At 61.7% G+C, this 11,494-nt stretch carries 11 protein-coding genes; 6 read left to right on the top strand and 5 right to left on the bottom strand.

Going from position 1 to position 11,494, the window contains the following annotated elements:
* Positions 1-87 precede the first annotated feature (87 nt).
* A protein-coding gene (locus DDF70_RS33220; RefSeq protein WP_114948168.1) for an IS630 family transposase occupies positions 88-1,142 on the top strand; the annotation gives its coding sequence in 2 pieces (ribosomal slippage) (positions 88-574 and positions 574-1,142; 1,056 coding nt in all).
* Positions 1,143-2,620: 1,478 nt separating this feature from the next.
* On the opposite strand, the gene DDF70_RS33215 is transcribed toward DDF70_RS33220, so the two are convergent.
* The 3 genes from DDF70_RS33215 to DDF70_RS38920 form a co-directional block, all read right to left on the bottom strand.
* Complete coding sequence (locus DDF70_RS33215) at positions 2,621-3,670, bottom strand: hypothetical protein (protein WP_114948853.1); 1,050 nt, start codon at positions 3,668-3,670, stop codon at positions 2,621-2,623.
* Positions 3,645-5,018: an MBOAT family O-acyltransferase gene (locus DDF70_RS33210; RefSeq protein ID WP_114948852.1), complete on the bottom strand. Its 1,374-nt coding sequence runs from the start codon at positions 5,016-5,018 to the stop codon at positions 3,645-3,647. The genes DDF70_RS33215 and DDF70_RS33210 overlap by 26 nt, the downstream gene beginning before the upstream one ends.
* A gap of 131 nt (positions 5,019-5,149) precedes the next feature.
* Positions 5,150-5,281 carry a hypothetical protein gene (locus tag DDF70_RS38920; protein ID WP_281024416.1) on the bottom strand — a complete coding sequence of 44 codons (132 nt, stop codon included), beginning with the start codon at positions 5,279-5,281 and terminating at the stop codon, positions 5,150-5,152.
* 621 nt (positions 5,282-5,902) lie between these two features.
* Between DDF70_RS38920 and DDF70_RS33205 the strand changes: the two genes are divergently transcribed.
* Positions 5,903-6,142, top strand: coding sequence for a type II toxin-antitoxin system VapB family antitoxin (locus DDF70_RS33205; RefSeq protein ID WP_114948851.1), 240 nt, complete (start codon positions 5,903-5,905; stop codon positions 6,140-6,142).
* Positions 6,142-6,543, top strand: a complete 402-nt coding sequence (locus DDF70_RS33200) for a type II toxin-antitoxin system VapC family toxin (protein ID WP_114948850.1) — start codon at positions 6,142-6,144, stop codon at positions 6,541-6,543. The genes DDF70_RS33205 and DDF70_RS33200 overlap by 1 nt, the downstream gene beginning before the upstream one ends.
* A 60-nt stretch (positions 6,544-6,603) precedes the next feature.
* Here the strand turns inward: DDF70_RS33200 and DDF70_RS33195 are convergent, their stop codons facing one another.
* Both DDF70_RS33195 and DDF70_RS33190 read right to left on the bottom strand, forming a co-directional pair.
* Positions 6,604-7,017, bottom strand: coding sequence for a type II toxin-antitoxin system VapC family toxin (locus DDF70_RS33195; protein WP_114948849.1), 414 nt, complete (start codon positions 7,015-7,017; stop codon positions 6,604-6,606).
* Positions 7,017-7,235, bottom strand: a complete 219-nt coding sequence (locus tag DDF70_RS33190; RefSeq protein ID WP_114948848.1) for an antitoxin — start codon at positions 7,233-7,235, stop codon at positions 7,017-7,019. The genes DDF70_RS33195 and DDF70_RS33190 overlap by 1 nt, the downstream gene beginning before the upstream one ends.
* 480 nt (positions 7,236-7,715) lie before the next feature.
* Between DDF70_RS33190 and DDF70_RS33185 the strand changes: the two genes are divergently transcribed.
* The 3 genes from DDF70_RS33185 (at position 7,716) to DDF70_RS33175 (ending at position 11,477) form a co-directional block, all read left to right on the top strand.
* Positions 7,716-8,696 (top strand): aldo/keto reductase, encoded by a 981-nt coding sequence (locus DDF70_RS33185; RefSeq protein ID WP_114948847.1) that lies wholly within the window; start codon positions 7,716-7,718, stop codon positions 8,694-8,696.
* Positions 8,697-9,080: 384 nt separating this feature from the next.
* Complete coding sequence (locus DDF70_RS33180; RefSeq protein ID WP_162820861.1) at positions 9,081-10,169, top strand: RNA-guided endonuclease InsQ/TnpB family protein; 1,089 nt, start codon at positions 9,081-9,083, stop codon at positions 10,167-10,169.
* A gap of 253 nt (positions 10,170-10,422) precedes the next feature.
* Positions 10,423-11,477 (top strand): IS630 family transposase gene (locus tag DDF70_RS33175; RefSeq protein WP_114948168.1). Its coding sequence is split into 2 segments (ribosomal slippage): positions 10,423-10,909 and positions 10,909-11,477, totalling 1,056 coding nucleotides; the frame shifts between segments, so codons are not numbered across the junction.
* Positions 11,478-11,494 lie beyond the last annotated feature (17 nt).

Below are 11,494 nucleotides of genomic sequence, written 5' to 3'. Positions count from 1 at the left end.
ATACCAGGTCCCTGAAGAGCTGACTCGTTTGTGATTTCCCGGACTGTGGCAGGTGTGATTCAGTTGGGTGAACCAGGGAGGTTTGCCATGCCGATCCCACTCCGTTCTGACTTCAATGCGTCTCAGCTTCGTGCGCTGGCCAGGAAGGCGAAGGATGGCCCGCAAGCCCGCCGTCTGCTCTCGCTGGCGGCGATCTATGAGGGGGTCTCCCGCACCGAGGCGGCGCGGATCGGCGGGGTGACGCTGCAGATCGTGCGCGACTGGGTGGTCAAGTTCAATGCGCACGGACCCGAGGGGCTCATCGACCGCAAGCCCCCGGGCCAGCCCTCCAGGCTCACCGATCAGCATCGTCAGCACCTGGTGCAGATGATCGAGGCCGGCCCGATCCCGGCGGTGCATGGGGTGGTGCGCTGGCGGCTGGTCGATCTGATCCAGTGGCTCTGGGACGAGTATCGCCTCCCGGTCTCGAAACAGACGCTGAGCCGGGAAGTGCGGGCGCTGGGCTATCGCAAGCTCTCGGCCCGCCCGCGGCATCACGCCAAGAGCGAGGCGGCGGTCGAGGATTTTAAAAAACTTTCCCCGCGCGTGTGGCGGAGATCGCGACCACCGCGGCTCATGGCCAGCCCTTAGAGATCTGGTTTGCCGACGAGGCGCGCATCGGCCAGAAGAACAAAATCACCCGGCGTTGGGCCAAGCGCGGCACGCGGCCCTCGGCGCCGCGGGATCTGCGCACCGCCTCCACCTCCATCTTCGGGGCGATCTGCCCGGCTGAAGGCAAGGGAGCCGGCCTGGTGCTGCCCCGCTGCACCACACAGGCGATGAACGAACATCTGAAGGAGATCGCGCAAGCCGTGGCGCCGGGAGCGCATGCGGTGCTGCTGTTGGATCGGGCCGGCTGGCACGTCTCACGCAAACTGCAGGTGCCGGCCAACATCACCCTGGTGCCGCTGCCCGCCAAGGCACCCGAGTTGAACCCGGTGGAGAATATCTGGCAGTACATGAGGGAGAACTGGCTCTCGAACCGGATCTTCACGTCCTACACCGACATTCTCGATCACTGCTGCGCGGCTTGGACCAAGCTCACGGATCAACCTTGGACCATCATGTCCATTGGCTTGCGTGATTGGGCGCACGGGTTCTGATCAATGGGAGTTGGTATCACCCGCAGGATTATGCGGCGACCTACCTTCCGGCCTATGCGCCAAAACTCAACCCGAGGAGCAGTGCAATGCATGCGTCATGCAAGGCATGGAGGACGCGCCACCCGGGCAAGTCGCCGACTTGCACCGTCATGCCCACCGCGAGCTCGGACGCCTTCAGCAACGGCCTGCACCCATGACCAGCCTCTTCCGGCACGCAGGTCTTTTCGTTGGAGATCTTTGGTGAAGATCGTCAGGAGCCCGTGCTCGAGGTTCAAAATTGCAGATCTTCCTACATGAGTTTGGACGCGCGGAGCGAAGGCTGGAGGCATTCGAGCGCCTGCCCGATTGCATCGAGGACGATCGCGGACACAGCATGGCTACAAGCACCCGCAGTGCGAATGCGTCTGGCGTCGGCCATCACGGGGAGACAACTTGGGCTACGACCCGTAGAGCCGTATGAGCTTCTTGACAAAGACCACAGGACATTTTGCTGCAAAAGTGGGTACAACATCTTAGTCCCTCAGAACAACTTTTTCGGAGGTGAAGATTCCATGCAAATCAGGTGAACTGAGGCACTGTGACAGCAACGTCTACTTCGAATCGAAGAGAGATCATGTCGAGTTTCCTCCCCTACAAGTCTTCTACATCCAAACACGCCGATAGCTGGGATACGATCAACGCCGGCCAACTCTACCGTTTGTACCCGAACAGACCCACGGCGCGGCAGAACGTCAGCCAAACACCAAAGCAGAATACCTCATCGATGTTAGCACGGGGCAAATCAATACGGGACGTCCGTAACGATTAAGGGGAAAAATTATGTTACGGTTTGAGCAGACGTCAGTTGGCCGTGAGGCTCGTGGGTTGGCAGAGGTATCATCTAAGACATTCCACACCGTTTATGCAGGGGAGCTTGAATTTGGACATTACTTCCGTGTTCAGGCGCCGAGTGGAGAATTCTGGCGCTGGTCGATCCGGTTCCCAGTTGCCACCGAGGTGATTGGTGAAGCTGTAACAGAGGCTGAAGCCCGTGCGGCCGTGGCGAATTGCTACAACACTATGCTGGCCCGAATCGGCCTTTCTGAGGACTCTTAGGCTGCTGGAAACCAGGTCCTGTGAACAGGACCAACACACTACGACGCGGCAACGGGCCGGTTCGTCTTGGCAGTATCCACCAGATTCACTGACGCACCGTGGGGAGCCACAATGTGAATGAACCAATCCGCTGCCGCTGACAAGGAAAAGCCCTGCCTCCAAGCGCTTATCGAGCAGATCTTTGATGGAGCTCAAGCCACTGGAGCCTGTACATCAGCCCGTCTTTTCCTATGACGGACCTGACCCGTCTGAAGTATATTTCCGCCCTGAATATTCTGATATTTGATCAAAAGTTCTGATGATGCTTTATACTAAGGACGATATAGCTGCGCAGCTGGTTGCTGAGTACGATCAGTTTGTGTCCCCTGCAACAACGGGATGCGTTAGCGAAGCCGCTCAAATCCTTCGGCAATATCCACCTCTATCGCCTGGGCAATAGGCTGGCGGTAATGGATTATGTCATAAAACCATGCCGGGTTCGTGATCTCGGGACGGTCGGTCCGCCAGTCGATCAGTACCGTGCGTGGGTGCCCATTCTGGGCAGCACCTGCAATAGCCGCCTTGCAAGCCTGCAGCCGGAAAGCCTGTTCTGTCCCCTCGGGCGGAAGTGCATTTTTGTACAGAGGCGGCACGACCAGAATAAGGACTGCATCCTCAGGAAGAGAGGCAGCGACAATTCCCATCCGATTTGCCGCGGGGAAGGACCGCGCCCCCGCCACAGGGTCTCTGTCGTAACGTTGGGCATTCGCATACGGCTTGGCCTCAAGCTCTTGGCGGTGAGCTGCCGCCATGTTGTCGCCCCGCCGGGTGTATTCGGCGTCGTAATCCCAATAGCCGTCCGGCCGGAGTCGCTCGGCGCTCAGTCCCAGCAGATAGGCGAGGCGCGGCGGCACCTCCTCCAGGACCTCCCAGCGCAGCAGCCCGCGAGCATATTCAAGCGAACTGCTTGCATAGAGCCAGAACGGAAAAGGCCGCTCGCTCGGCAGGGCGGGGTCAGACGCGCACCACCTCTCGTCGATGCTCACCAGCAGGGCCTTTACCGGCCCCCGCCGATGGCTCAGAAACCAGTCGATCAGCGCAAGCTGCTCCTTCGGCCCCGAACCTGGAACCGACATCTGGACGAAATCCAAACCGGTTGCCTTCTTCAGCCGCTCCGGCGAGATGAGCTGGATCCGGGAATTGCCCGCGATCATGGCATTGAAAGCCGGATTGCGCCCGCGGCTGGCATTCGCCATCGCCGGGGCCAGAGGGCGTAGGCCTGCGCGAGAGAAGAAGGGCGAGCGCCCGGTGTCGTAGGGATCGATCAGGTAAATCGCCGCCAGCGCGAGAGCCAGGACGATCGCCGCGCCGGCCACGAGGATGACGGCAAAGCGCCGCCAGCGCGGACGGTCGTGCCGCGCGGCCGCGTCAGAACTGGAAATAGATGAATTCATAATTCGCATCGTCGCCGATCTTGAACAGAACGACCACCAGGAGGATCACAAAGACCATCGCGATCGCCCGACGCGGCGGAAGCCGGTGCACGAGCCTCCAGGCCGTGGGGCCGAACACGGCGACCAACGCGGCGAGCAGAATCGTGCGCCACTTGATCGACGGGTCCGCCCCGCCCAGGCCGATCAGGCCCTCGTAGATCCGCAGCGCCGCGTCGAAGCTCGTGGCGCGGAAGAGCACCCAGGTGAGCATCACGAACAGCATCGTCAGGGTCCAGCCCACCAAGCCCGGCATGGGGAGCCCGGCCCGTCGCCAGAGCACGCCGGCTCCGAGCGCGAGCCCATGGGCGGCACCCCAGGCGACGAAGGTCAGCCCGGCGCCGTGCCAGAGGCCGCCCAGGGTCATGGTGGTGAACAGAGCCCCGAGCTGGACGGCCAAGCCCTTCCGGTTGCCGCCCATGGCGATGTACAGGTAGTCGCGCAGGAACCGCGACAGGGTCATGTGCCAGCGCCGCCAGAAATCCTGCAGCGACATAGAGCGATAGGGCGCGTCGAAGTTCTGCGGCAGGACGATGCCGAAGAGCAGCGCGAGGCCGAGCGCCATGTCGGTATAGCCCGAGAAGTCGAAATAGATCTGGAACGTGAAGCCGAGCATCGCCTGCCAGGCTTCGCCCAGCGCGATGGCCTTGCCGGCGGCCGCCGCCTGGAAGATGGGATTGACGTATTCGGATAGCGGGTCGCCGAGAAGGGTCTTCTTCGCCAGACCGCAGACCAGCAGCATGAGCCCGCGGGCAAAACGCTCGTCGGCATCGGGCCGCCGGTAGGGCCGCTCCTCGAACTGGTGCATGATCTCGCTCCAGCGCACCAGAGGACCTGCGAGAACCTGCGGGAAGAAGGCGATGTAGAGGCCGTAGCGGACAGGATCGTAAAGGGGCGCTTTGCCCTTCTTCAGATCCGTCAGGTACATGATGTGGTGGAACGTGAAGAACGAGATGCCGAGCGGCAGCGCGATCTCCACGTGGAGCCTCGGCAGCCCGGGCACGAGGGCGGCGAGATCCATGAAGAAGTTTAAGTACTTGAAGACCGCCAGGACGAGCAGGTTGGCGGCGATCGCCATCGGGACCAGGAGAGAGAGCCCCGAGCGCACGAAGGCCCTCGCAATAAGCCAATTGATGACGATGGAGCCGATCAGCAGCGGCACGAACCGCCAGTCCCAGTAGCCGTAGAAGAAGAGCGACAGCCCCAGAAGCACAGGCAACCGCCATGCAGGCCTAAACCGCTCCACGGTCCAATGGGCCAGCAATGCAGCCGGCAGGAAGGCGAACAGGAAGGCGACCGAGTTGAAGAGCATTCCCGCTGAAGCCTCATTGGACGACGCGGAATGCTCTGTTCCGCATCTTGAGCGCGCGTTCTTTTGCGGGATCGCGAGCTTCGCGTCAACTTTCTTCGGCAGAAGTCAATAAAGACTGACCGGGAAGCGTGTCACACCGTCGCGGCCTGCGCTCGGCGCACGAGTTCCTTGGCAACGCCGATCGTCAGCATCTCCTTGCGGATGAACGGCAGTGACCGGCAGACGGACAGAGCAGCGGCTCTAAACCGGGACCATAAGGCCACTCAGCAGGCTCCATCATCTTTAGGAACTGAGATAATCCTGTTCCGACTGAAATGGCCGACGACCATCGGCAGAGGTCTCACATCTGCTGATGCCTATGAACCGATTCCATTTTTCACGACGAATTAAGTGAATCGCGGCGAAGCAGTGCCTTTACATGGGTCAGCGGCCTGTTTGACACCTACAGTGCCAACTACCTTCCGACGCGGGAGATCTCCCGTGAGCTGGGCAGGAGGATGCCGAGCGGCGCGACTTCAGGGCCTGCCTAACAGAGCTTCCCGCGGCTGACGATCTAGGGGCGTTCGCTGGTCCGGCGACGGAGGTCTTCTGGTGACCAACTCACCCCGACGCGGCCATCGTTGGGTTCGTTCTGCCAATTTTTTTTAACAAGCCCGCAGACGCGTGGTGGGAGCTACAATGGGGTGGATCGATCCGCGGCAGAGGGCAAAGGAAAGCCCTGTCTCAAAGTCTATTCGAGCTGGCCTTCGATGAGATTTGAGCCGCTGCGGCTTGTGAGCCAGCGCATTTCTTCCTGTTGTACAGGCTCGCCCGAACTATCTTGCTCGCCAACGGATATTCGGATATCCTCATTCGAATATCAGAATATTTAATCGGAGAAGCTGATGCCGCTCTATATCAAGGATGATACAACCGCTGAGCTGGTTACGCAGCTTGCCAAGCTTCGAGGCCTGACCAAGCAAGCTGCTGTTCGCCTTGCGGTCCAGGCGGAGTTGGATCGTGCGCGCGATGCCATCCCGCTGCGGGAGCGTGCTGCTGCACTTCGGGCGGCCCATGCTCTCCCTCCATCTACGGGCAAGGCCGCCGACAAAGACTTCTTCGATGACCTGTCTGGAGCGCTCTGATGGTCTTTGTGGATGCTTCGGCCCTGATGGCGATCATCACAGGCCAGCCGGCTGCCGACGCGCTCACGGACCGTCTTGAGGCCGAGCAGCGCCGGTTGTGCTCTCCCATCTCCGTTTGGGAAACCGTGGCTGGGCTTTGCCACAGCTACATGTTCTCGGTTCCCGCTGCTCGCGAGCACGTGCAGCGCTTTCTCGATGCGCTCGGGTTCGAGTGGGTTGCGATCAGCGAGCGTGAGTACACCCTCGCACTGGACGCCTACGCCCAATACGGCGAGGGACGTCATCCGGCAAAGCTCAATATGGGGGATTGCTTCGCCTACGCCTGCGCCAAGGGCAACAGGGCCAAACTCCTGTTCACAGGCGATGATTTCAGCAAGACCGACCTCGGGCATCTTGCCTAATGGAAGTGTCGTCACATCCGGGCTTACCGAGATGGAACAGCCCTGTTCGGTGAGGGCGCCTTACGCCGCCACCCAGTTTTCAATGGTGAGACCTTCTACACTTTGAAATTCGCGCTCGTTGTTGGTGACAAGGGTCAATCCCGGGCACTTGGCATGAGCCGCAATCCAGAGATCATTATTGCCGATGCGTTCACCGCGGGCAGCCAGATCGGACCGGATCAGACCATAGGCCTTCGCCACGTCTGCGGCCATGGGCAGGACCGGGATCCAGGCCGTCAAATCCTCAAGAACCAGCATGGCTTTCTGCGGGTTAGGATTCTTGTGAACGCCATCGATCAGCTCCCTGTAGGTCACCACCGAGATGGCCGTCGAGCCGGCAGGCCGCATCTTGAACCGATCCAACACCACCTTCGGGCGCCCCCGGCGAATGTAGATGCAGATGTTGGTGTCCAGGAGATAGGTGGGCTGCGCCATCACAAGCCCTCCCGCTCCTGCGGCAGTGCGTCGGCGCGTTCAAAGTCCGGAAGCTCACACAGCAGATCAAAGGGGCGCTCTAACGTTCTTGGCTTCTCGCGGAGAACGATCTCATCGCCCCGGCGAAAGATCTCGACCCCATCACTGGTGAGTCGGAACTCTTTCGGCAGGCGGACCGCCTGACTGTTGCCCGAGCGGAAAACCTTGGCTGTGGCCATCCTATCCTCCGTATATACATGTAAGTATATACGGGCGTAGCCAGTGACTTCGAGGACATCGGGGGCATGGGACGAAACCACCTGGGCCTGGCTTACGCATTGTCTTGCCTTCGTGCCGCGGCACGCGCTGCATCCAACAGGCGGATGGTAGCCCTGGCGCCGACGACACGGCTACGGATTGTTTGATCGTGCACGCGAGTGCGCCATCACATGCTGTGCGTCGCCCACCGGCTATGCGTGCAGGCTTTTGAGAAGCTACAAGCGGGCGGAGCAATCCGCTCGACCAGAGAGCAGCCACCGCGGTTTGGCCCTTCTGCGAGAGAAACGATGAAACCTATCATGGAAGGCACGTCGGCGGCACGGGACACGATGTGCTGACCACCCTTTCGAGACTTGAAACTGGGCTGGATTGGCCCAGTTCAAGCCGCGTCCGCCACGATACCTGCGGGCATGTCGCCTATTCAGAACAAGAGACCTTCCATGCAGCAACGTCAGCTTGGTTCCTTGCAGGTGTCCGCCCTCGGCCTTGGCTGCATGGGCATGTCCGAGTTTTACGGCAGCGGCGACGAGGCCGAATCCGTTGCCACGATCCATCGCGCCATCGAGCTCGGCGTGACCTTCCTCGACACCGCGGACATGTACGGCGTCGGCCGCAATGAGGAACTCGTCGGTCGCGCCATCGCGGACCGGCGCGACAGGGTGGTGCTCGCCACCAAGTTCGGCAACCTGCGGGGTCCGAACGGGGAGCGCCTCGGCATCAGCGGCAAGCCCGACTACGTGCGCCAAGCCTGCGAGGCGAGCCTGAGGCGTCTGAACGTCGATGTGATCGATCTCTACTACCAGCACCGGGTCGACCCTGAGACGCCGATCGAGGACACGGTCGGGGCCATGGCTGACCTCGTGCGCGAGGGCAAGGTCCGCTACCTCGGCCTGTCGGAAGCCGGCCCTCAGACCATCCGGCGCGCCCATGCGGTTCATCCCATCACGGCGCTGCAGACAGAATACTCGCTCTGGAGCCGGGACCCGGAGGACGAAATCCTGCCGACTGTGCGCGAACTCGGCATCGGCTTCGTGCCTTATTCGCCGCTCGGCCGCGGCTTCCTCACCGGGCAGATCAAGAGCGTGGACGATCTCGCGGCCGACGATTTCCGCAGGAACTCGCCACGGTTCCAGGGCGAGAACTTCCAGAAGAACCTCGAGCTCGTGCGCGAGATCGAGGCCATGGCCCGGGAGAAGGGCTGCGCGCCCTCGCAGCTCGCGCTCGCCTGGGTGCTGGCGCAGGGCGATGACATCGTGCCGATCCCCGGCACCAAGCGGCGCCGGTATCTAGAGGAAAATGCGGGCGCGCTGGACGTGACACTGACCAGGGACGACCTGGCGCGCATTAACCGCATTATTCCGCCGGGCGCTGCGGCCGGCACCCGCTACCCAGTGCCAGGCATGAAGATGGTCGGGCTCTAGGCCTCGACTTTGTCCCCCGCGCCTGGGAATCGTGGGGATCCCTCAACACTTCCTGAGCACTGCCCTTGGGCGGCAAGTCCGCCCGCCCAATATCCTCCAGTGGCTCCAGCAGGAATCAAAGGAATTCGGTCGTCTCAGCCGCCTCAATGAGGTAGGCCGCCACCTCGTTGTCGGGGAGATCGCTTACGCATTCTGACGCCTCAAGGCGATCAACGATATCGAGTTTAGCAAGCGCCGGAAGCCCTCGCCCTTGAGGGCGAGGATGGACAGGCGCACGCGGCGCCTGCCGCGTATCCGATTTGACAGAGTGGGTGGATGTTCCTAGTCTGTTCCAGCATGGATCCGACCGCCCCAGCTCCCGCTTACAAGACGTTTAGCTTTCGCGTGAAGGACGCAACAAGCGGAACGCGTCTTGTCGCGTTGGGCAATGCGGTCAATTTCGTGTGGAACTTCATCAACGAGGTCAGCGCCAAGTCGGCCCAACGCGATCCGCGATGGATCAGCAAGAAAGACCTTCGGGCTTTGACCAAAGGTGCCAGTCGTGAGCTTGGATTGCCATCGCAGGTGATCCAAGAGGTGATCGACGAATATCTCGACAAGCGCAAAGCTGCACGTCGACCAAAGCTGCGGTGGCGGGTCAGCCGGGGCGCCAGGCGATCTCTCGGCTGGGTGCCCTTCACCAACCAGGACATCGAGATCAATGGATCCATTGTGTCACTGCGAGGACAGAAGTTCCGGCTGTGGCAGCATCGGGAGCTGCAGGGCAAGATCAAGTCCGGCAATTTCGCGCAGGACGCCCGCGGCCGCTGGTACTGCAACATCGTCTGTGAGATCGAGCGGACCACGACCAACCGCACGGCGGTGACCGGCATTGATCTCGGGCATAAGACGGCGGCCAAATGCTCCGACGGGCCGGAGCTGGAGCAGGCGACCTTCGACCGCGACCTCGAGCCGAAGCTGGCCGAGGCGCAGCGGCAGGGCCGCAGACGTCAAGTTCAGACGATCCATGCCAAGATCGCCAATCGCCGAAAGGACGCTCTGCACAAGTTCTCCCGTGCCGTGGTCGACCGGGCGGGAGCGATCTTCGTCGGCAACATCTCATCCACCTGGCAGATCGCGTCCGGGAACGCCAAGGCGACCCTGGACGTGAGCTGGAGCACCTTACGCAACTTCCTTGAGTACAAGGGCGATCACGCTGGAGTTGTGTTTGCCGAGGTGAATGAGGCTTTTACAACGCAAACCTGTTCTGGGTGTCATGCACTCAGCGGCCCAAAAGGCCGAGAAGGTCTTGCGGTCAGGCAGTGGGTGTGCAGCGAATGTGGAACCGAGCATGATCGGGATCACAATGCGGCACTGAACATTGCCCGTCTCGGGTGCGAGACGCTGGGCCTGAAGGGGCTTAGAAGCCTCGGGTTAGGCATCACACATGCCCTTGCCTCTTCCATGTCGCGCAGTGGTGACCTGAAACGATAAAGCCCCGCCGGCCTGTGCCAGCGCGGTGGTGCCGCAAGCCCCCGGGAGGGCATAGGCTCTACGCGCCCAGGTCGGGCTTCGCTCGCTCCGCGGCCGCAGACAGGGCCATCCTCGGAACTTACGTCTGTATCTGTTCGCCGCCTGCCGGCCGGGCACGGATGAGATGATACCAGGTCCCTGAAGAGCTGACTCGTTTGTGATTTCCCGGACTGTGGCAGGTGTGATTCAGTTGGGTGAACCAGGGAGGTTTGCCATGCCGATCCCACTCCGTTCTGACTTCAATGCGTCTCAGCTTCGTGCGCTGGCCAGGAAGGCGAAGGATGGCCCGCAAGCCCGCCGTCTGCTCTCGCTGGCGGCGATCTATGAGGGGGTCTCCCGCACCGAGGCGGCGCGGATCGGCGGGGTGACGCTGCAGATCGTGCGCGACTGGGTGGTCAAGTTCAATGCGCACGGACCCGAGGGGCTCATCGACCGCAAGCCCCCGGGCCAGCCCTCCAGGCTCACCGATCAGCATCGTCAGCACCTGGTGCAGATGATCGAGGCCGGCCCGATCCCGGCGGTGCATGGGGTGGTGCGCTGGCGGCTGGTCGATCTGATCCAGTGGCTCTGGGACGAGTATCGCCTCCCGGTCTCGAAACAGACGCTGAGCCGGGAAGTGCGGGCGCTGGGCTATCGCAAGCTCTCGGCCCGCCCGCGGCATCACGCCAAGAGCGAGGCGGCGGTCGAGGATTTTAAAAAACTTTCCCCGCGCGTGTGGCGGAGATCGCGACCACCGCGGCTCATGGCCAGCCCTTAGAGATCTGGTTTGCCGACGAGGCGCGCATCGGCCAGAAGAACAAAATCACCCGGCGTTGGGCCAAGCGCGGCACGCGGCCCTCGGCGCCGCGGGATCTGCGCACCGCCTCCACCTCCATCTTCGGGGCGATCTGCCCGGCTGAAGGCAAGGGAGCCGGCCTGGTGCTGCCCCGCTGCACCACACAGGCGATGAACGAACATCTGAAGGAGATCGCGCAAGCCGTGGCGCCGGGAGCGCATGCGGTGCTGCTGTTGGATCGGGCCGGCTGGCACGTCTCACGCAAACTGCAGGTGCCGGCCAACATCACCCTGGTGCCGCTGCCCGCCAAGGCACCCGAGTTGAACCCGGTGGAGAATATCTGGCAGTACATGAGGGAGAACTGGCTCTCGAACCGGATCTTCACGTCCTACACCGACATTCTCGATCACTGCTGCGCGGCTTGGACCAAGCTCACGGATCAACCTTGGACCATCATGTCCATTGGCTTGCGTGATTGGGCGCACGGGTTCTGATCAATGGGAGTTGGTAT

It is taken from the genome of Microvirga calopogonii (assembly GCF_003347665.1).
In the GTDB taxonomy this organism is placed as follows: Bacteria; Pseudomonadota; Alphaproteobacteria; order Rhizobiales; family Beijerinckiaceae; genus Microvirga; species Microvirga calopogonii.
The sequence above is the reverse complement of the archived record's forward strand: the minus strand, read 5'-3'. Positions and strand labels throughout refer to the sequence as shown.

Coding starts and splice junctions, on each gene's coding strand:
- DDF70_RS33190 (WP_114948848.1), bottom strand. CDS start 7,235: ATGGCCACAGCCAAGGTTTTCCGCTCGGGCAACAGTCAGGCGGTCCGC.
- DDF70_RS33205 (WP_114948851.1), top strand. CDS start 5,903: ATGCCGCTCTATATCAAGGATGATACAACCGCTGAGCTGGTTACGCAG.
- DDF70_RS33185 (WP_114948847.1), top strand. CDS start 7,716: ATGCAGCAACGTCAGCTTGGTTCCTTGCAGGTGTCCGCCCTCGGCCTT.
- DDF70_RS33210 (WP_114948852.1), bottom strand. CDS start 5,018: ATGCTCTTCAACTCGGTCGCCTTCCTGTTCGCCTTCCTGCCGGCTGCA.
- DDF70_RS33195 (WP_114948849.1), bottom strand. CDS start 7,017: ATGGCGCAGCCCACCTATCTCCTGGACACCAACATCTGCATCTACATT.
- DDF70_RS33215 (WP_114948853.1), bottom strand. CDS start 3,670: ATGAATTCATCTATTTCCAGTTCTGACGCGGCCGCGCGGCACGACCGT.
- DDF70_RS33200 (WP_114948850.1), top strand. CDS start 6,142: ATGGTCTTTGTGGATGCTTCGGCCCTGATGGCGATCATCACAGGCCAG.